We start from the raw sequence: 18,823 nt of genomic DNA on the forward strand, positions 1-18,823 counted from the left end.
TGCTATTTCTTCTTGTTTATTATGGAAAATCACAACCTAAATAGGTATCTCAATGCTCAATACAATAACTGATGCTCCAAAAAAGGGCGAAAGAATCAGTGTGTCTGAGGCGTATGATGCTGATTTGCATGCAAGCAACCTGACTAATTGGCAGCAAGAGTACGATCAAATAAGCCGAGGTGCTTTTTATGGTCGCATTACAGAGTTGTCGTTTGATGGTTTACAGGTCTTTTGTGAACACACTAGCCAAGCATTGCAGCAAAAGTGTGTTGTCTGGCCTAATTCTGTTTGGCTTGGAATTCCTCTTGTTGGGCAAGAAGATAGTAGAATTAATGGGTTAACCATTGGTTCCAATACTATTATGTGTCGACCAGGGGATTGTGAATTCCAATTATCGACCCCGAAAAATTACGATTTATATGGTTTAGTGGTTGATCAGCCTATGTTGATGAAACTTGCCAATATTCATGGGGTTGAGCTTAATTGGAGAGAGCTAGCTGAACATGGCCGTTTGAGCATACCTGATAAAACCTTGGAAGAAGTGCGGTTTTTATTGGGGCGTTTGTTAGGTGTCCAACATAAAGAAACACCATTAAGACTACAGCAAGACATTGTGATGATGGCGCTGTTAGAAGTTTTAAAAGAAGAAACGCCTAAGCCTGCTGCAACACAGAGTTATCACCACCGAAAAACAGTTGTAGATTGTGCTCGTCAATTTTTGGCTGAGCATTTAGATGATGCTGTGACGGTGACACAATTATGTGAAATTACTAATGTGAGTCGTAGAACACTGCAATATAGTTTTGAAAGTATATTAGGTGTCAGTCCAATTCAGTATCTTCGAATTAGTCGTTTGAATGGTGTACGGCGCTCACTTGTGCAGGCGACTGAAGATCAAGGAGTCAGTAACATTGCTGCACAATGGGGCTTTTGGCATTTGAGTCAATTCTCCAAAGACTATAAGCAGTTGTTTGGTGAGCAACCATCACAAACGCTAGAATGGCAAAGCTAGATTGATAAAGGGGTGTTAAGCCAGTGGGCACATTTCAAATTCGTGCAGGCGTTATCGACGATTTAACGGCTTTAACCGATATCTACAATTATTACATTGAAAATACGGCAATCACTTTTGATGTTGAGCTTTATACACCAGAAACGAGAAGTGTTTGGTTTGAGCAGTTCGCAGAAGTAGGACGTCATAGATTACTGGTGGTAGAACAAGAAGACGAGGTACTTGGTTATGCTTGCAGTGCTTCTTTTAAGCAGAAACAAGCCTACGAAACGTCTGTGGAAGTGAGTATTTACCTTAAGCCTAGTGCAAAAGGGAAAGGAGTAGGCAAAGTTCTGTATCAAGCATTATTTGAAGAGCTTATTAAGGAAGATGTTCATCGTGCTTATGCGGGTATTACATTACCAAATGACGCCTCACGGATTATCCACCAAAAATTTGGCTTTACATCGGCGGGCTTATATCGAGAAGTCGGTCGAAAATTTGATCAATACTGGGACGTCGAGCAGTTTGAAAAAGCCATAAACTGATCAGGCGCTTTGATACACCACGCTCTTCATCTTAGCTAAGATAAAGGGCGTGAACTACGCACAAATAACTTCCCACCAGTTTCTGCCACCACCATTCCGGTTAAAATACAGGCCGCGCCAATCAGACCTGCGATACCTAGCTTTTCATCTAAAAATAACCAAGCGGTTAACCAAGCAAACACGGGCTCGAGCGTTAAAATCAGCGCTATTTTGTAATCAGGCAATATCGTTTGGCAAGTGGTTTGGGCCCAATATGCAAAAGAAGTTCCTAGAATCCCTGCGATTAAAATAGTAATCACAACAATGGGAGTAAAAATACTTTCTTGCCAAGTAAGTTGAGTATGGCCCTCAATATAAAATGCAGGTTCTGGAGATGAGAAAGCGCTTAAACCACTGTAAATCGCGACGGCAAAGAGCTGTACTATAGTGAGTGGAATAACAGGTAAAGATTTAACAAAACGGCCAGTCAGTAAGACATGAATTGCGAAAGCCAATGCACAAATTAATACAAGTGAATCGCCTTGGTTAAATACTAATTTATCGCCAACCGTTAGAAAATACAGTCCACATGTAGCGAATAATGTGCCAATCCAGACAAATCGACTGACTCGTTTTTTAAATAGTATGAAACCCAATACAGGGATCATAGGGGAAGCCAAACCTGTTATAAATCCGGCGTTTGATACGCTAGTGTGCCTGAGTCCTTCTGTCTGAGTATAGAAAGCGATAAAGAGTAAAAAGCCTAGAGTCGAGCCTTTAATCAATAAAGGGATAAGGTGTTGTTTGGATATAGTCTCCTTTGACCACAATAATAGAGGGATCAGAAACAATCCTGCCAGTGCAAACCGTATGGCGTTAAACGTATTGACGGGCATAACATCAATGGCCAAATCAATTAGGGTAAATTCAGCTCCCCATATAAAACACACTACAGCTAAGCAAAGTATTGCGGTGCGTTGGGATTGGATTGTCATAACTCTCTCATATTATAATCTGTTTTTGATACCTTCCCTTCGTCTCACTCAATGGCGTGTCGGATAGTTAAGATCAGTGTAATGAATAATTATATAGCAGAGTGAACTCAGCCTATATACCTACAATGGACTAGGATAATAAAGAAATGACTGTGATTGTCGGACAGATGGTTTGTATTAATTGAGTGGTTTGGCTTTTTGTTGAAAAAATATTTTACCTATCACTTAACCTCGGTTAATTTCTTCTCCTTTTAGCTTCTATATTCTGTACCTATTGATTACTTCAAAGGGGCATAGCATGACATTACCAATAAGTTTACAAAATTATATTTCAGATCTTGGTTTAACCATTCCTACTTCATTAAACATCGGCTTTGTTAAGGCACTGCAGGCTTCACATATTGCTCGTTATAGTTTTAATAGTTTGGCAGTGGTAATGGGTGAAGAAATTTCTTTGGATCTAGAGGACATCAGTAAAAAAATTGTTGAATGTGGTCTGGGTGGTTATTGCTTTGAACATAATAAACTAACGTTTGAGTTGCTCAATTCGTTGGGATACGACGTTAAGTTAGTGATGGCTCGCGTACTAAATAATAAAGAAGATGATGTTCCAAGAACGCATCGTTTAACTCTATTAAATCATCAAGGAAATAACTACGTCATCGATACTGGCTTTGGTGGGAATTGCCCTATTACACCTTTGCTTCTGCAACCAGATTTACTGCAAAAAGCGGGTCATGACATATATCGTATTGTGGCTAAAAAAAATGGAGAGTATGACTTACAAATATTAAAACAAGGCGATTATTATACTATGTATCGCTTTGATCTGGCTGTTTATACGGATGCAGATTGTTTGGTAGGTAATTTCTATTCTTATCGATATCCAACCGCCGGCTTTGTAAATAATTTAATGGTTGGCCTCAAAAACGCGGATCATACGATCTTTTTGATGAACCATGAATTAATAGAAAGACGGCAAGGTGAATCGCAAAAACGTGTTTTATATTCTCCAGAAGCTTTGCACCAAATATTAACCAATACATTTAAATTTGATATCGAACTGGTGATTGCTGAACACCTTTTTGATCGTTTTTTAGCGAGTAAATTGCTGGAGCTTAAAAGTGAGAATGAACCACAGTTAGTGAGTGTTTCATCATGAGGCAGTTTTTTACCTTACTAGTCTGGACTTGGTTGATGGCTTCTTCTTTTATAGTGTCTGGTTTTATGATCGATTACGCGAGTCCCATTGCCACGTCTGCCTTTCGTTTTATAGTCGCGCTTTTGGTTATGTCATTAGTGTTAATATTGAGCTGGAGGAAGTCAAAGCTAGCTATAAGAGATCAGTTCAAACAGCTGTTTTTGTCTAAGGAAAGGCTTTTTCATTATGTGCTGATTAGCGGTGCTTTAGTTTGGTTTTTTATTGGTTTGTTTGTCGCCTTACAATCTACAACGCCTTTGAATACCTCTGTTCTTTATACTCTGGTTCCACTTATTGGTGTTTTTATTGCTCGATTTTGGTTAAAAGAGGCCGCACCATGGCTTCGTATAAGTGGCTTTGTAATAGGTTCGGCTGGTGCCATGATCGTTTTATTCTCCACTCAAGGTGTAAGTGGCTTTGAATGGCATTCTGGAGATTACATCTTTTTAGGTGCGTGTTTTTTACTGGCCCTGCATGTTGTGTCTGTTCAGAAGTGGGGGCGATCGTTAGGCGCTTTATCGGGCGCTTTTATGATCATGCTATTTGGCACTCTCTGGTTGTTGCCCATTGCTTTATTATGGGGAAATTTGTCCGACGTTAAATGGCAAAGTAGTGGGTTCTGGTTATATGGCTTGTACTTGACGATTTTCACGACCTTATTTACTTTTGTATTGCAGCAACGCTTAGTGATGACGGCAGGTGCAAGCAGATTGCTGGCTTTTTCCTATACGATACCTATTTGGGTCGCTTTGTTTATCGCCACGGTAAATGGTCGTTTATCGAACTTATTTGATTGGGGCTTTCTGTTGGGGCTATTGTGTGTGTTCGTTGCACTGCTTTTAATTGATGGGACGTTAATTCTAGCTAAGGTAAAACGCATTTATGGATCAAGCTCAATTAAAAAGTAGATTTCAGAAATACTTCTTAGATTTAAACACTAGAGAGCTAGGTAATGGCATCGATTGGTCATTATTAAATTTGCCTATAGAGGCTCATTCTGTAGAGAAAGGTGGCTATCTTTTTCAACAAGGTGATGTTGTTAACCGACTTTATTTTTTATCCGTAGGTTTAGTGCGTTATGTCAGCGTATCTGACACTGGAAAAGAGTTTACTCAAACGTTAGTGAAAGGTCCCAGAATCATTGGCTCTACTCGGGCCATGGTGACAGAAGCATCCGCATTATTTGGTATTCAGGCATTAGAAAATTCCGTGGTGTTGTCTTATCCATGGAAAGTCTTTTATAGCAAAATGCGAGAAGATAGGGCGTTCTTAGAATGCTATTCCCACTTTTTAGAGCGGATATTTATCGCAAAAGAAGAAAGAGAAAGCGCTTTTGTGAAGCATTCTGCTGAGCGGCGTTATTTGGATTTTTGTGCCGATTTCCCTGAACTTAAAAGCGCAATACCTCAGCAATACATTGCATCTTATCTTGGTATTACGCCTGTTGCTTTAAGCCGAATTAGAAAGAGATTGCAAACGAGTTAGTTATGCACCTTCTCTCTCTTTCGCTACGATGTCTTCAATGGCCTGTTTGAAGCTTTCGGCAGGTTGTCCACCTGTAATTGCGTATTTGTTATTGATGATAACGGTCGGTACGGAACTGATGCCGTTTTGTTGCCAAAATTGTTCTTGTTTGCGTACTTCTTCTGCATAGCGGTCGTTTTCTAAAATGCCCTTTGCTGCGGCTGGGTCTAGATCAACGCTGGCTGCAAGGTTTGCTAGTACTGTGTAATCGCTTACATCTTGGTTGTGAGTGAAATGAGCTTTGAATAGCGCCATTTTTAATTCGGTTTGTTTGCCTTCTAACTCTGCCCAATGCAATAAACGGTGCGCATCAAAAGAGTTACGCATACGGCTTTCTTCAGTGAAGTTGAAATCGAAATCCAGTTCTTTACCTCGTTCTTGCATAACGGCACGATTTTTTTCTGACTCTTCTTTCGAAATGCCATATTTTTCAATAATGTGTTCACTGAAGTTTTGGCCTTCTGCTGGCATTGAAGGGTTCAGTTCAAAAGGCTGAAACGAAGTGTTAGCAGTAACTGTTTCCTCTAGTTCTGCCAATGCTTTGTTTAAATTTCCTAGTCCAACGACGCACCAAGGGCACATCACATCGGATACAAATTGAATGTCTATTGAGTCTTTCATGAATTATGACCTTGGTATTGGATAGATATGTATTGTTATGGGCGAAGGCTGAGAATAAAAGTATTTTAAGGAATAAAGTCTGCAATTGACGAAAATTTGCATAATCTATGCAGTGTTTGGTGAGAACAAATTTTTATTTTAGATCGTCTAATTAGCACTTATTTTAACCTTCCAAGACGGTTTATGATTTAATGTGCGGCAATAAATTATTCCATTCGTAATATTTTTCAGTTGAGCGTTTTTATGCATGATATTTCTATATGGCTTCTCCTTTTATTTGTCGTTGGAAGCTACGTCCAGAGTTTAACGGGCTTTGCCTTTGGTTTGATAGTAATGAGCATTGCAGGGCTCTTTTCTTTAGTGTCGCTAGAGGTCGCGGCCTTTTCCGTCAGTGTGTTGAGTCTGACCAATGCCGCCACTGGATTATATGGTGGTGTTTGGAAGCAAGTTAATGCAAAAAATTTAATCGTGTACTTTATCGCGTCTACACCGATGATTGCGTTCGGTGTTTATCTACTGAATTATTTTGGTAAAAATGCATTGAATGGATTGCAACTCTTTTTGGGTATTACCATTGTTTTAGCCTGTTTGATGAGTTTGATAAAACCTAAGCAAAGTGCAGAGTCTTCCCGTCCTTGGGTGTATTTTGTATTTGGCGGCATTTCTGGAATATTTGGTGGTTTGTTTGCGACATCAGGGCCGCCTATTTCTTATTTAATGTATCGTCAACCTCTTGCGATGGGTGTGATTCGTGCCACCTTGTTAAGTGTTTTCTTTATTTCTTGTTTAATGCGAATTGCAATCATGGGGGTGGGCGGACAAATTACGGCACCAATGATTTGGGTTAGTTTAGTTGGTTTACCCTGTGTGCTTATTACTTCTGTGTTAGCGAAGCGCTATCCGCCAAACATATCGCCGCAGGTGATCAAACGTATCGCTCTTATTTTATTGCTTTTATCTGGCGTGAGCTTATCACTAAAGGCATTGCTTTAATCAGAAAAATTAAGCATTCAAAGCTTAGAGGGATGGCAGGCTACAATAAAAAAGACACGTTAGATTTTATTTAACGTGTCTTTTTTTTAGATAGTGAGTTTTTAGTCGAGATAGGTTTTGCTAGATAACTCCAAGCTCTACTAAGCGCTCGTGTAGGTAGCTTCCAGCAGTGTGACGTTCTGATAACTTAACTTCAGGATGTGGGTGCAGGAAAAGCGGTAATGAAATACGTGATTTAGTTTTGTCTGCGCCTTCTGGATTAACCACCCGATGAGACGTGGATGGGAAGTAGCCTGCAGAGGCTTCTTGCAGCATGTCACCAATATTAATGACCAAGGTACCAAAGTCACAAGGTACATCCATCCAACTGCCGTCTTTGGCTTTTACTTGCAAGCCAGGCTCATTCGCTGATGGCAAAATGGTTAATAGGTTAATATCTTCATGTGCCCCTGCACGAATCGCACCCAATTCTTCGTCGCCTTTCAGTGGCGGATAATGCAGTACACGCAAAAGTGTTTGTCCGCTGCCATCAACCATGCTGGAAAGTGACTGTGAATAATTCGCTGCGATATCAGATGGTGTGTGCTTTTCTACCCAAGCAAGCAGTTCTGATGCCAGTGTATTTGCTTCTGCATAATACTGCTTCAGTTGTGCTTTTTTATCTTCTGGGCATTGCCCCCATGGGTAATAGTGAAAATATTCTTTGATGTCTTTTTTAGTGTGACCTTTCGCCGTCTCCGATACATCGGGTGGGAAGAATCCATCTTGCGTGCCTTTGTTGTATAGATAATCGTATTTTTCTTCGCTATCAAAAAAAGACTGCCATTCACTGTAAATAGCGCTAACAAGAGCCTGTTGAATTGGGTGGTTTTTTAAAACGCCGAAGCCAGTTTCATGAAGAGATTTTACGAAATCTTCTTGAGCCGTCGGGCTTGTGTAGTCGATTGCTTGTAGTTGCATGGTCATTTCCTTTTTGCCAAATAGCGGGCATTTTTTTTGTATTCTTATCAAAGTTGAGTGTTGCCACATTGATGTGATGGCATACATTCGTCGCATACAGGTGACGTGATACAAAAAAGGTTATGACGACCATCCACTATGAAAAAAATAGCGTAAATCAACGGTTTCAGCTTGGTAATGTTGTACCCATTGCGCCAGACTCATCATATTAAGACGATCAAGTAGCGCGATTAGCATCGAGTTACCTAGTACGTTTATTGATAAAACTAAGGGCATTTTAGGTTTCCTAAGCGTGAATAAGTAAGCTCATTTCAAATAAGCTAATCTTGTATAGCAAGACGGTAGTTTACTGTTTGAAATGTGTATTTTGAAGTCACTTAGTAAAAAAATGTATCTTTAGGGGGTTATTAATTGGTAGCTTGTCCTATACTGCTTGAGTCGACATTATTGTTAAACCGTCTTATTTGACTCTTCTCTTCGTGTGTTCTGCCTCTCTAACGAGGTGTTTTCTTTAGATCTAAGCACTTTTTTAAATTTCAGTACTTAGCGCGGTTTTTGCGCTTTTATCCATTTAAAGAGGGTTCATGACTATGACTGCATTTTTTGATTCTTTTAAAAATCACTTTTTAATTTCAATGCCACATTTAGACGACCCACACTTCGAACATACTGTTATTTATCTCTGCCAACATACCCAAGATGGCGCGATGGGTATTATTATAAATCGACCTTCTAATGTTGATTTTACTGAATTAGCCGATCATCTTGGAATTAAAATTAGCAGCTCTCATCTCGCAGCAGAACCTATTTATACTGGTGGTCCAGTGGAAGCTGAACGTGGATTTATTCTGCATACAGCAGAAAAGAAATGGAGCAATACCTTAACCGTAACGGATGAAATATCATTGTCTGCCTCACTGGAAGCGCTTGAAGATATAGCTCAAGGCGATGGCCCTAATGCGTTTCTTATTACATTAGGTTGTGCTGGTTGGGATGATGGGCAATTGGAAGCTGAGATTTGGAATAACGATTGGCTAGTATGTGAGGCTGATTTAGACGTATTATTCCATACACCAAGTGATATGCAATTTACCGCCGCGACTCAGGTATTGGGAATTGATATGGCAAGACTTTCACCGGATATAGGACATGGTTAAATGACAGTGTCAGCGTCTACAGATAATTCTATAAATGATAGCCAGAAGCCCAATACTGCTCGCTCAGTGTTGGGCTTTGATTTTGGCACGACTCGTATGGGCGTAGCCATAGGGCAAAGCATTACAGGAACGGCCAGACCTCTTAACCCTCTCAAAGCAAAAGATGGCATTCCTAATTGGGATGAAATTACCAAGATTGTAGAAGAATGGCAGCCAGACGCCTTTGTTGTTGGTTTGCCATTGGATATGGACGGCTCAGAAAATGAGATGTGTCAACGCGCACGTAAATTTGCCAAGCGATTGCATGGACGTTTTAGTCTTCCTTACCATATGATGGATGAAAGGCTGTCTTCTTATGAAGCCAAAGGTCAGGTAATTGCTCGAGGTGGAAACCGCAACTTTAAAGATAACTCAGTTGATGGTTTGGCCGCACAGATGATTTTAGAAACTTGGTTTGCAGAATCTGTCTAGATATTTTAAATATTGCTGTCTGTATAATGCGACAGCAATTTATTGTTAATTTAAGAACAGGGTATGAAGCGTAATGAAGTTAGATTTAGAACATTCTTTAGCGTCAATGAAAATTCAGTTAGCTGAGTATTGCCAGAAAAAAAGCATTGAAGACGCTATTGTTGTTGGGATTCATACTGGCGGCGTTTGGGTTGCAGAACAACTAATGTCTACTGTACCTACCAATGAGCCTTTAGCCACATTAGATATTACGTTTTATCGTGATGACTTCACCAAGGCAGGCTTAAACCCTAAAGTGAACCAGACATTATTACCTGCTATTGAAGATCGTCATGTTATTTTGGTGGATGATGTTTTGATGTCGGGTCGTACGATTCGAGCAGCAATGAATGAAATTTTTGACTTCGGTCGTCCAGCAAGTATTACGCTAGCGATCCTTTATGACCTTGGTCAGCATGAGCTACCTATTTCGGCTGATATTGTTGGCGAGCATTTGTCACTTAATCCTGATCAAAGGGTTAAGTTAACTGGGCCTCAACCACTTAGCGTTTCCTTGATAGATATTCATTAATAAACATAACAAAGCTTTATTTTTTACCTAACAAGTACGACAATTAACGAATGGATATTATTGACGGCAAAGTGGCTATAGTAAGAAATGTCGACCCAGTAAGAGGGCTCGACCGCCATTTATGTTTTTAATGCCCGGTTTCAGTTTTCTGTACCGGGCATTTTTATATCTGAATATCCTATTTTAAATAGAGAAAGACGATACCGTCTTTGCAGTTTAAGGAAAGCAAGCCATGATGCGATCCGACCCTCGGGCATTACAGTTAAATGAACACGGTCAGCTAAAACACTTTTTGACATTAGATGGGCTAGATAAAACCATTTTGACGGAGATTCTTGATCGAGCAGAATCTTTTCTTTCGATGGGTGAGCAGTCTGTTAAAAAAGTTCCTCTTCTTCGAGGGAAAACGGTCGTTAATTTATTCTTCGAAAACTCCACCCGAACTCGTACGACGTTTGAACTAGCTGGGAAGCGATTATCAGCGGATGTTATCAATCTTAATATTGAGACATCAGCAACCTCGAAAGGTGAGTCTTTGCTGGACACACTAAAAAACCTAGAAGCAATGCAAAGTGATATGTTCATTGTGAGACATTCAGACAGTGGTGCTGCGCATTTTATTGCTGAGCATTGCACGCCTAATGTGGCCATTATTAATGCAGGGGATGGCCGACATGCTCATCCAACGCAAGCCATGCTAGATATGCTGACCATTCGTCGTCATAAGGGAAGCTTTGAAGGGTTAAAAGTCGCGATTGTTGGTGACATTTTACACTCTCGGGTTGCTCGCTCTCAGTTGCAATCATTGACGACATTAGGCGTTGACGAAATTCGTTTGGTTGGCCCTAAAACATTGGTTCCGAGTTTCTTCTCTGAAATGGGCGCGACTATTTGCCATGACCTAGAAGCTGGGCTAAAAGATGTGGACGTCATTGTCATGCTGCGTTTGCAAAAAGAACGTATGAAAGGTGCTTTGCTACCGAGTGAAAGTGAATTCTACCGCTTGTATGGTTTGACTGAAGAATCACTGTCTTGGGCTAAGCCAGATGCCATTGTGATGCACCCTGGCCCAATTAACCGAGGCGTGGAAATTTCTTCGGAAGTTGCAGATGGCAAGCATTCAGTGATTTTGGATCAAGTAACGAATGGTATTGCAGTACGTATGGCTGTGATGTCCATGGCGATGAGTGGTCAGTTACAAAGCGATGATGCGTCAACAGCGAAAGGTGATAATTAGTATGAAATTACGTATTCAAAATGGTCGATTGATCGACCCAAGTCAAAACCTTGATGCTGTTGTTGATCTGTTTGTAGAAAATCAAAAAATTGTTGCAATTGGTGACGCACCAGCAGGGTTTGATGATGCGGAAGTTATTGATGCTTTAGGACACTGGGTTTTGCCTGGGTTGGTTGACCTTGCTGTTTCCTTGCGTGAACCTGGTTATACGCAAAAAGGCAGTGTTGCTACAGAAGGTCGGGCTGCCGTTTCTGGAGGCGTAACCACCTTGATCTGTCCTCCTAATACTAGCCCTATTGTTGATACTCCTGCAGTTGCGGCCTTAATTCAAGACAAAGCAGACGAAGCTGGAATGGCGAATGTGTTTCCTATTGGTGCATTAACACAAGGTCTAGATGGCGCGCATTTGAGTAATATGGTGTCGCTTACTGACGCTGGCTGTGTGGCTTTATCTAATGACCGTCATGAAATGGTCAATACAAAGGTATTGTCGCGAGCACTAGAATACGCAGCTACTCATGATTTATTGGTTGTCTTCCACCCTGACGAAAAAAGTTTATCGGAAGGCGGTTGTGCTCATGAAGGATTAACGGCAACAATGCATGGTCTTGCCGGCATTCCTGATACAGCAGAAACGATTGCGTTGATGCGGGACTTGCTGCTTATTGAAAAATCGGGTGTACGAGCCCATTTTGCGCGTTTGTCATGTGCTAAATCTGTTGAGATGATCGCAGACGCAAAAGTTGCTGGTTTAGATGTAACGGCAGATGTTGCTGTGCATAATTTATTACTAAGTGATGATGTACTGAGTCAGTTTGATGGTCGTTATCATGTGTTACCGCCACTTCGAGGTGAGAATGATCGTCTTACTCTAATTGAGGGGATTAAGCGTGGGGCAATTTCTGCAATTTGCTCTGATCATCAGCCGCATGAAAAAATGGCAAAAATCGCCCCGTTTGCAGCCACTGAACCAGGAATGGCAAATGTAGAAATTTTATTGCCATTGGCTATGCAATTAATGGATGAAGGCGATTTAGATTTATCAACATTATTGACTTGTTTAACGTCTGGTCCTGCTGCTTGTTTCGGATTAGAAGCAGGTTCGTTATCAGTAGGTAGTTTTGCAGATTTTATCTTATTTGATAGTACTGCTTGCTGGACTTGGAAGTATGAATCTCGCAAAACCAAAGGGCATAATTCCCCTTACTTTGATCAGAATTTTGTAGGTCGGGTAATGAGTACTTATATTTCTGGTCAGCGAGTTTATCAAGCTGTTTAGTCGCCTTATGACATTAAAGTCATTTATTTAAGCTGATTTGTCTTACTATTTCTTTACTTTCTGATCTAGGTAGTTAATCTAGTTTAAATTATAAACTTTAAATGGTTTTCATTCTTTATGACTATCGATGTTTCAAATACATTGTTTGATAAGCAGCAGGAGATGCAATCTCGAATTGCATACCTTGAAAAAGAAAGAGATTTTATAAAAGTCTTATATGGAGATATGCCTGAAACGCTTCAAGTTATAGCAAAAGGCGCACCACTGAGTGCGTTATTGAACCGTTTCAAAAATAAGTTACAGACACAATTACCTAATGCTTATTGCCTGTTTATTGAATGTGACAAAGATTGTTTACAATGGCGTCTGCAATATTCAGATTTGATCAATGAAAACCTGCTTGATACAAACGGTCAATTGGTTACGCTACCTCAAGACTTAATCGTTTTTGCCGCCACTTCTTCTAGTCGTAAACGACATTGCACTGATATTCAAAATGCATCTGGCTGGGAGCATTGGAAATCTTTTTTAGAGACCAATTCTTTAACCGAAGTTTCTATGATCAGTGTTCCTAATGGCCGCGGTTCAATTCATTTAATGTTGGCCTTTCAGAAAGGTAATTCATTGCTGGACGGCGATTTAATGGAATTGGCCCTAGAAGGGTATTCATCATGGGTGAATGCGGCATTTGAACGAGAAAAAGCAGATTTTCTATTGTTAGAAGATAACCATAGAAATTCTGAAACTGGACTACTACGACGCTTCAGCTTTGAAAACAGCTTTGAAATTGTACTTAAAGACTCACGTCGTCATTTTCAACGTACTGCGTTATTGTCTCTACGTTTACTTTCTAGAGCAGAAATTGATAAGGCTGAGCTAAAAATCTTGGCAGATGTGATGCGTGATGTCGTTCGCGACAATGACCTGATTGCACATTACGATGAGCGTGAATTGGTAATGGGTATTCGTATTCAGCATTTAGAAGACGCAGAAGTTGTGGCAAAAAAATTGTTAGAAACTTTGGGTGCTTCTAAGTATTCAACGAACCAATTGATTAGAGCCGGTTTGTCTATCGGTATCGCTTTCTACCCAGAGCATTCTTCTATAGAGTCACTTCATCAAGCGGCATCATTAGCGTCCCACTCATTAAAGAACACATCAGGATTTCGCCTTGAATTCCATGATGCGCTTTATGACACTAGTGCTGCTTTTTATAGCTGATAAGCACTTTCTGGAAATTTTTTAGAAATGCTATAGTGCAGGTTTTATCGCTTTATTTTGATATTAAAAAAATAGGCATAAAGCATTAATCTGTTACTGCTTGATTGAGAGGCAAATAACACTATGGCGATTGAAAACATGAATACGTCAGTAGATGATGGTATTGAAAATATTAAGGTTAACCTTGCTCTAGTACTTCAACAAATAGAGCAATCAGTTCAACTGGCACAGCGTGACGAAAATAGCGTTCGACTATTGGCGGTAAGTAAAACGAAGCCTGTAGCAGCATTAGAAGCAGCTTATTTTTTAGGGCAGAGAGCATTTGGTGAAAATTATGTTCAGGAAGCGGTAGATAAATACCACGCATTGTCCCATTTGACCGATATTGAATGGCATTTTATTGGCCCTATTCAATCTAATAAATCTCGTCTAATTGCAGAAACTATGCACTGGGTGCACTCAATTGATCGTAAAAAAATTGCTCAGCGTTTGAACGAGCAGCGTCCTAGTGATTTACCCGCTCTTAATGTTTGTATTCAGGTGAACATAAGTGGTGAAGCAAGCAAGTCTGGAATTATCTTGTCGGAACTAGATGATATGGTTTCTTTAGTAAAGAGCTTGCCCAATTTACGTTTGAGAGGTTTGATGGCCATTCCTGCACCACAACATAGCCATTCGGACCAATGTCGTGTCTACGAGCCTATATCGCAGGCTTTCCTTGAATTATCTAAATCCGATAGCATGATAGATACCTTATCTATTGGTATGTCTGGAGATCTGGCCGCAGCAATTGAATCTGGCAGTACTATGGTTCGTATTGGGACAGCAATTTTTGGTGAGCGAGATTATTCAGCTAAGTTATAATAACGTTATTAGACAGTATTGATTTTTAATTGAGCTTACTAGCAAAGATAAATAATAGGATATGAACATGACACCAAGTATTGCCTTCATCGGCGTAGGAAACATGGCGAGAGCTATTTTTAGCGGCATGCTTGCGAGTGGTTATCCTGCGGATAAAATTATTGGTACATCAAGAACCCCAGAAAAAAGAGATTATTATCATGAGCGATATGGCATTACCATGTTCGCAGATAATCATTTGGCGGTAGAAACGGCTGAGATTGTCGTTTTATGTGTAAAACCTGCTCAAATGAAAGCCGTTGTTGAAGAGTTTTCTGAGGAAGTTCGTAGTGATCAACTATTTATCTCCGTTGCGGCTGGAGTTGAATTGGATTCATTGTCCCATTGGCTTGGTAAACCTGTTGCTGTTGTACGTAGCATGCCAAATACACCGTCACAAATTGGCGCAGGTATGACAGGATTAATTGCTAATAAGCAAACAACACAAGAACAAAAAGATTGGGTTGGTGAGCTGTTTGCGAGCGTTGGTCATTCAGTTTGGGTGGAAGATGAAGCGCACATGCATACGGTAACTAGCTTATCTGGCAGTGCCCCCGCGTATTTTTTCCGCTTTCTTGAATCCATGATTAAAAATGCAAAAGATCAGGGCTTAGACGAAAAAACCAGTCGTGAATTAGCAAGCTATGCGATGTTAGGTGCAGCTAGAATGGTCATTGAGTTAGAAGAACCTATTGAACAATTGCGAAAAAATATTACGTCACCTAATGGTACAACAGAGCAAGCGTTGCTCTCTTTTGACGCAGCTAATATTGATAAAATAGTGGCCGATGCCATGATGGCATGTGCCAATCGATCAAAAGAAATATCTAATGATTTTTCTGTTAAGAAAAATAAATAAGGAAAGAACAGAATGAATTCAAGTCCATTTATTATGCTAGTAACGGTGATCTGCAACCTTTATTTGTTTATTGTGTTATTGCGTTTAGTACTTCAGTTAACGAAAGCGGATTTTTATAATCCGATTAGCCAAGGCGTTGTTAAAGCAACTAGCCTTTTTGTATTGCCATTGCGCAAGGTGATCCCTGCGATTGGCCGAGTAGACACAGCATCATTGGTGTTGGCTTTCGCCGTTCAATTATTGACCGTTGCCTTGGTTGTGTTTATTAAAGGTGCTTACCTTTCTCCGACTGGCTATGCGCTTTACACCGTGGCTGGAACCTTGTATCACTTACTTGATTTGTATTTCTGGGCGATGTTGATATCTGTGATACTGAGTTGGGTGGCACCTGGCGCAAATCATCCTGGCGCTATGTTGGTTGGACAAATTACAGAGCCGCTATATCGTGCTTGCCAGCGAGTAATCCCGCCACTAGGTGGTTTAGACCTATCTCCTATTTTTATCTTCTTGAGTATTTCTTTTCTCAAGCAAATATTGTCAGCCTACAATATTTAAGAAGGAATATTGTTCTCATAGAATTGAGTATCAACACTCGATATTATTAGGTGAATTGAGAATAAGGGCGTATTCCTATATGATGCGCCCTAAACAGGAGCTAGAGTGAACAACGTGAAGTTGTTAACCATCTCAACTTATTATCCCTTACTAAAAATGGATGAAAGCCATGAGCGCTATTGCGGTTTATCCGGGGACATTTGACCCTATTACAAATGGCCATACGGATTTGGTTGAACGTGCATCAAAGTTGTTTTCTAAGGTTATCGTAGCGGTTGCTGCAAGTCCTAAAAAACGCCCGGCTTTGTCACATGAAATGCGTATTTCATTAGCGAAAAAGGTACTAGGGCATTTGCCTAATGTTGAGATAGTAGGTTTTGATAATTTACTGACTGAATTCGCTCGATCTGTAAACGGTAAAGTGGTTATTCGTGGCTTACGTGCTGTCTCTGATTTTGAATATGAATTTCAGTTAGCCAATATGAATCGTGCTATTGCACCTGATATAGAAAGTATTTTCCTGACACCTTCAGAAAAACATTCTTATATATCATCAACACTGGTTAGAGAAATAGCTTCTTTAGACGGTGACTTTGGCCAGTTTGTTAATCCAGACGTGAAGCGTGTACTTCAAGAACATTATCAGACGATTTAATTTTTGCGTGTTGGTCTTACTAGAGCATACCGTGTTTTTAGGAGAGAATAATGTCTCTTATTATTACAGATGAATGCATAAACTGTGATGTTTGTGAGCCTGAATGCCCAAATGAAGCGATTTCTCAAGGCGATGAGATCTATGTGATCGAGCCTTCCAAATGTACTGAGTGTGTAGGGCATTTTGACGAGCCTCAATGCCAACAAGTTTGCCCTGTGGACTGTATTCCTTTAGATCCAAACTTCAAAGAAAGTGAAGAGCAGTTAATGGAAAAGTACTTAACACTTACTGGTCAACTTTAACTTTAAGGTTGCGAAAAAATCGACACTAATAGCTTTATCTTTTTAGCTGGAATATTACTTCTTGTTAGTATTCTAGCCAGTTCATTAACTGTGCGTGCTGGCTTACCTTTGCTGCTGGTTTTTCTCGGAATAGGGATGCTGGCAGGTGAAGAAGGCATTGGCCGACTAGACTTCGACAACTCAAATTTAGCCTTTCTCGTTGGTAATCTTGCATTGGCCGTGATTCTTCTTGATGGCGGTATGCGCACAAAAACCAGTACTTTCCGTGTCGCCTTATGGCCTTCTTTGTCTCTCGCAACATTAGGTGTGGTATTAACTACTGCCAGTGTTGGTGTGTTTGCTGCTTGGCTGCTAGAAGTACAATTAATTTACGGTTTATTATTAGGTGCTATTGTTGGCTCCACGGATGCCGCAGCGGTATTTAGTTTATTACGTAATAGTGGCGTTCGATTAAATGAACGAGTGGGCGGGACTCTGGAAATAGAGTCTGGCGCAAATGACCCAATGGCTATTCTGCTGGTGGTTATGCTAACAGGCATGCTACAAAGCTCCGACCATATTAGTGTGCTGTCATTCTTAGGGCAGATGCTACAGCAATTTGCGGTTGGCGGTGTTGTAGGGTTATTAGGTGGTAAGTTACTACTGGTTGTTTTAAGGCGTGTAACCTTGGTTGAAGGCTTATACGCGCTGCTTATCATTTCATTTGGGCTTGCTATCTTTGCCGGAGTGAATATTGCTGGTGGTAGTGGCTTTTTAGCTGTGTATTTAGTTGGTCTTGCGGTTGGGAATGGACGAATCAAACAGCTTGAGTCTGTGTCTCAGGTAATGGATGGTTTAGCTTGGTTGGCGCAGGCTGGGATGTTCTTGTTACTAGGGCTTTTGGTAACACCGTCTAGCTTATTGAGTCACGGATTACAGGCAATAGCCATTGCTGCATTTCTTATCTTTATTGCTCGTCCTCTCGCTGTGATGATTTGTTTATTACCTTTTGATTTCCGTTGGCCTGAACGGGTGTATATAAGTTGGGTGGGTTTACGTGGTGCCGTACCTATTGTACTGGCTCTTTACCCTGTTATTGCCGGTCTCTCAAATTCTGAATTGTTATTTGAAATCACCTTTACAGTGGTGTTAATTTCTTTATTACTGCAAGGGTCGACTGTACCGCAAGTGGCTCGCTGGTTAAAAATAATAGTGCCAGAACCTGCAGCTCCGATAACTCGTTTTTCATTAATCGACGATATAGACTCTGATCATTCGCTAGAGTTGTATGAGTTTTTGGTTCAAGCCGAAGACGTTAGAATACCTTCTGCAATCGTACAAAACGTGCCAAGTGAAACGGTATCAACGCCACAACTGGTCGCTTTAGTTCGTGACCATCAACCTATTGTAGTGAATGAATCAACTGTGTTGACGTTTGGAGATCGAATTTGGATGTTGTTACACCCAGAAGATGTTGATGATGTTGCAGTTATATTTTCTCAACAGGCTTCGAGTTCTTTTATCCTACAGAATTTCTTTGGTGAATTTGCTATCCGTGGTGATGCTTCTTTATTGGATCTTGCTAAAGCATATGGGGTCTCTATCGATGGTATTAATGAAGCAGATACAGCGGCAGAATTGTTACAAAACCAGCTTGGAAAATTATTAGTAGTTGGAGATAGGGTTCGATTTGGTAATCTGCGCTTAACTATCAGACAAATGAAAGGCAATGAAATTGAGATGATCGGACTTAAATTGCAAAATAAGCGAACGTAAGCCCAATCTTTTTTGAACCTCCAACACCTGTTTGAATTTAAACAGG

The 18,823-nt window shown here is 40.4% G+C and carries 22 protein-coding genes; 18 read left to right on the forward strand and 4 right to left on the reverse strand.

From position 1 onward, the window contains the following. Positions 1–52 precede the first annotated feature (52 nt). Positions 53–1,012, forward strand: a complete 960-nt coding sequence (locus IF202_RS07545; protein WP_191594269.1) for a helix-turn-helix domain-containing protein — start codon at positions 53–55, stop codon at positions 1,010–1,012. 23 nt (positions 1,013–1,035) lie between these two features. Continuing rightward, entirely contained in the window at positions 1,036–1,539 is a 504-nt protein-coding gene (locus IF202_RS07550; protein WP_191594270.1) for a GNAT family N-acetyltransferase, read from the forward strand. A gap of 35 nt (positions 1,540–1,574) precedes the next feature. Here IF202_RS07550 and IF202_RS07555 read toward each other — a convergent pair whose 3' ends face one another. Next, positions 1,575–2,513, reverse strand: a complete 939-nt coding sequence (locus tag IF202_RS07555; RefSeq protein ID WP_191594271.1) for a DMT family transporter — start codon at positions 2,511–2,513, stop codon at positions 1,575–1,577. A 298-nt stretch (positions 2,514–2,811) separates the two neighbouring features. Between IF202_RS07555 and IF202_RS07560 the strand changes: the two genes are divergently transcribed. The 3 genes from IF202_RS07560 to IF202_RS07570 are packed head-to-tail and all read left to right on the forward strand — an operon-like array spanning position 2,812 to position 5,199. Then, on the forward strand, positions 2,812–3,675 hold the full coding sequence (locus IF202_RS07560) for an arylamine N-acetyltransferase family protein (protein WP_191594272.1): 864 nt from the start codon (positions 2,812–2,814) through the stop codon (positions 3,673–3,675). Continuing rightward, positions 3,672–4,622, forward strand: a complete 951-nt coding sequence (locus tag IF202_RS07565) for a DMT family transporter (protein ID WP_191594273.1) — start codon at positions 3,672–3,674, stop codon at positions 4,620–4,622. The genes IF202_RS07560 and IF202_RS07565 overlap by 4 nt, the downstream gene beginning before the upstream one ends. Next, positions 4,597–5,199, forward strand: coding sequence for a Crp/Fnr family transcriptional regulator (locus IF202_RS07570; protein WP_191594274.1), 603 nt, complete (start codon positions 4,597–4,599; stop codon positions 5,197–5,199). Before IF202_RS07565 ends, IF202_RS07570 begins: the two co-directional genes overlap by 26 nt. Here IF202_RS07570 and IF202_RS07575 read toward each other — a convergent pair whose 3' ends face one another. Continuing rightward, complete coding sequence (locus tag IF202_RS07575; RefSeq protein ID WP_191594275.1) at positions 5,200–5,859, reverse strand: DsbA family oxidoreductase; 660 nt, start codon at positions 5,857–5,859, stop codon at positions 5,200–5,202. A 243-nt stretch (positions 5,860–6,102) separates the two neighbouring features. On the opposite strand from IF202_RS07575, the gene IF202_RS07580 reads away from it, so the two are divergent. Next, positions 6,103–6,852, forward strand: a complete 750-nt coding sequence (locus IF202_RS07580) for a sulfite exporter TauE/SafE family protein (protein WP_191594276.1) — start codon at positions 6,103–6,105, stop codon at positions 6,850–6,852. Positions 6,853–6,972: 120 nt separating this feature from the next. On the opposite strand, the gene IF202_RS07585 is transcribed toward IF202_RS07580, so the two are convergent. Next, entirely contained in the window at positions 6,973–7,812 is an 840-nt protein-coding gene (locus IF202_RS07585; RefSeq protein ID WP_191594277.1) for an isopenicillin N synthase family oxygenase, read from the reverse strand. Between the two features lie 120 nt (positions 7,813–7,932). Next, positions 7,933–8,088: a hypothetical protein gene (locus IF202_RS07590; RefSeq protein ID WP_191594278.1), complete on the reverse strand. Its 156-nt coding sequence runs from the start codon at positions 8,086–8,088 to the stop codon at positions 7,933–7,935. Between the two features lie 308 nt (positions 8,089–8,396). On the opposite strand from IF202_RS07590, the gene IF202_RS07595 reads away from it, so the two are divergent. The 12 genes from IF202_RS07595 to IF202_RS07650 all read left to right on the forward strand — a co-directional run bounded on the left by IF202_RS07595 (position 8,397) and on the right by IF202_RS07650 (position 18,777). Further along, a complete protein-coding gene (locus IF202_RS07595; protein WP_235963354.1) occupies positions 8,397–8,969 on the forward strand; it encodes a YqgE/AlgH family protein in 573 nt (190 codons plus the stop codon). Next, positions 8,970–9,440 carry a Holliday junction resolvase RuvX gene (gene ruvX, locus IF202_RS07600; protein WP_191594279.1) on the forward strand — a complete coding sequence of 157 codons (471 nt, stop codon included), beginning with the start codon at positions 8,970–8,972 and terminating at the stop codon, positions 9,438–9,440. It begins immediately after the preceding gene. Between the two features lie 73 nt (positions 9,441–9,513). After that, positions 9,514–10,011 (forward strand): bifunctional pyr operon transcriptional regulator/uracil phosphoribosyltransferase PyrR, encoded by a 498-nt coding sequence (gene pyrR, locus IF202_RS07605; RefSeq protein ID WP_191594280.1) that lies wholly within the window; start codon positions 9,514–9,516, stop codon positions 10,009–10,011. A 232-nt stretch (positions 10,012–10,243) separates the two neighbouring features. Further along, positions 10,244–11,248 carry an aspartate carbamoyltransferase catalytic subunit gene (locus tag IF202_RS07610; protein WP_191594281.1) on the forward strand — a complete coding sequence of 335 codons (1,005 nt, stop codon included), beginning with the start codon at positions 10,244–10,246 and terminating at the stop codon, positions 11,246–11,248. A 1-nt stretch (position 11,249) separates the two neighbouring features. Further along, entirely contained in the window at positions 11,250–12,527 is a 1,278-nt protein-coding gene (locus IF202_RS07615; protein ID WP_191594282.1) for a dihydroorotase, read from the forward strand. Positions 12,528–12,644: 117 nt separating this feature from the next. After that, entirely contained in the window at positions 12,645–13,748 is a 1,104-nt protein-coding gene (locus tag IF202_RS07620) for a diguanylate cyclase domain-containing protein (RefSeq protein WP_191594283.1), read from the forward strand. A gap of 138 nt (positions 13,749–13,886) precedes the next feature. Then, positions 13,887–14,612 carry a YggS family pyridoxal phosphate-dependent enzyme gene (locus tag IF202_RS07625; RefSeq protein ID WP_235963356.1) on the forward strand — a complete coding sequence of 242 codons (726 nt, stop codon included), beginning with the start codon at positions 13,887–13,889 and terminating at the stop codon, positions 14,610–14,612. A gap of 67 nt (positions 14,613–14,679) precedes the next feature. Further along, complete coding sequence (gene proC, locus IF202_RS07630; protein ID WP_191594284.1) at positions 14,680–15,510, forward strand: pyrroline-5-carboxylate reductase; 831 nt, start codon at positions 14,680–14,682, stop codon at positions 15,508–15,510. Between the two features lie 12 nt (positions 15,511–15,522). Beyond that, entirely contained in the window at positions 15,523–16,065 is a 543-nt protein-coding gene (locus tag IF202_RS07635; RefSeq protein ID WP_191594285.1) for a YggT family protein, read from the forward strand. 169 nt (positions 16,066–16,234) lie between these two features. Continuing rightward, positions 16,235–16,720, forward strand: coding sequence for a pantetheine-phosphate adenylyltransferase (coaD, locus tag IF202_RS07640; RefSeq protein ID WP_191594286.1), 486 nt, complete (start codon positions 16,235–16,237; stop codon positions 16,718–16,720). Between the two features lie 50 nt (positions 16,721–16,770). Then, positions 16,771–17,022: a YfhL family 4Fe-4S dicluster ferredoxin gene (locus tag IF202_RS07645; protein ID WP_191594287.1), complete on the forward strand. Its 252-nt coding sequence runs from the start codon at positions 16,771–16,773 to the stop codon at positions 17,020–17,022. Between the two features lie 18 nt (positions 17,023–17,040). Further along, entirely contained in the window at positions 17,041–18,777 is a 1,737-nt protein-coding gene (locus IF202_RS07650; protein WP_191594618.1) for a potassium/proton antiporter, read from the forward strand. Positions 18,778–18,823 lie beyond the last annotated feature (46 nt).

The sequence above is a fragment of the Marinomonas colpomeniae genome, from assembly GCF_014803385.1.
Taxonomy (GTDB): domain Bacteria; phylum Pseudomonadota; class Gammaproteobacteria; order Pseudomonadales; family Marinomonadaceae; genus Marinomonas; species Marinomonas colpomeniae.

What these genes read in the sequence shown, in the direction of transcription:
- IF202_RS07545 (WP_191594269.1), top strand. Translation starts at nt 53, where the DNA reads ATGCTCAATACAATAACTGATGCTCCAAAAAAGGGCGAAAGAATCAGT.
- IF202_RS07555 (WP_191594271.1), bottom strand. Translation starts at nt 2,513, where the DNA reads ATGACAATCCAATCCCAACGCACCGCAATACTTTGCTTAGCTGTAGTG.
- IF202_RS07560 (WP_191594272.1), top strand. Translation starts at nt 2,812, where the DNA reads ATGACATTACCAATAAGTTTACAAAATTATATTTCAGATCTTGGTTTA.
- IF202_RS07565 (WP_191594273.1), top strand. Translation starts at nt 3,672, where the DNA reads ATGAGGCAGTTTTTTACCTTACTAGTCTGGACTTGGTTGATGGCTTCT.
- IF202_RS07570 (WP_191594274.1), top strand. Translation starts at nt 4,597, where the DNA reads ATGGATCAAGCTCAATTAAAAAGTAGATTTCAGAAATACTTCTTAGAT.
- IF202_RS07575 (WP_191594275.1), bottom strand. Translation starts at nt 5,859, where the DNA reads ATGAAAGACTCAATAGACATTCAATTTGTATCCGATGTGATGTGCCCT.
- IF202_RS07580 (WP_191594276.1), top strand. Translation starts at nt 6,103, where the DNA reads ATGCATGATATTTCTATATGGCTTCTCCTTTTATTTGTCGTTGGAAGC.
- IF202_RS07585 (WP_191594277.1), bottom strand. Translation starts at nt 7,812, where the DNA reads ATGCAACTACAAGCAATCGACTACACAAGCCCGACGGCTCAAGAAGAT.
- IF202_RS07590 (WP_191594278.1), bottom strand. Translation starts at nt 8,088, where the DNA reads ATGCCCTTAGTTTTATCAATAAACGTACTAGGTAACTCGATGCTAATC.
- IF202_RS07595 (WP_235963354.1), top strand. Translation starts at nt 8,397, where the DNA reads ATGACTATGACTGCATTTTTTGATTCTTTTAAAAATCACTTTTTAATT.
- ruvX (WP_191594279.1), top strand. Translation starts at nt 8,970, where the DNA reads ATGACAGTGTCAGCGTCTACAGATAATTCTATAAATGATAGCCAGAAG.
- pyrR (WP_191594280.1), top strand. Translation starts at nt 9,514, where the DNA reads ATGAAGTTAGATTTAGAACATTCTTTAGCGTCAATGAAAATTCAGTTA.
- IF202_RS07610 (WP_191594281.1), top strand. Translation starts at nt 10,244, where the DNA reads ATGATGCGATCCGACCCTCGGGCATTACAGTTAAATGAACACGGTCAG.
- IF202_RS07615 (WP_191594282.1), top strand. Translation starts at nt 11,250, where the DNA reads ATGAAATTACGTATTCAAAATGGTCGATTGATCGACCCAAGTCAAAAC.
- IF202_RS07620 (WP_191594283.1), top strand. Translation starts at nt 12,645, where the DNA reads ATGACTATCGATGTTTCAAATACATTGTTTGATAAGCAGCAGGAGATG.
- IF202_RS07625 (WP_235963356.1), top strand. Translation starts at nt 13,887, where the DNA reads ATGAATACGTCAGTAGATGATGGTATTGAAAATATTAAGGTTAACCTT.
- proC (WP_191594284.1), top strand. Translation starts at nt 14,680, where the DNA reads ATGACACCAAGTATTGCCTTCATCGGCGTAGGAAACATGGCGAGAGCT.
- IF202_RS07635 (WP_191594285.1), top strand. Translation starts at nt 15,523, where the DNA reads ATGAATTCAAGTCCATTTATTATGCTAGTAACGGTGATCTGCAACCTT.
- coaD (WP_191594286.1), top strand. Translation starts at nt 16,235, where the DNA reads ATGAGCGCTATTGCGGTTTATCCGGGGACATTTGACCCTATTACAAAT.
- IF202_RS07645 (WP_191594287.1), top strand. Translation starts at nt 16,771, where the DNA reads ATGTCTCTTATTATTACAGATGAATGCATAAACTGTGATGTTTGTGAG.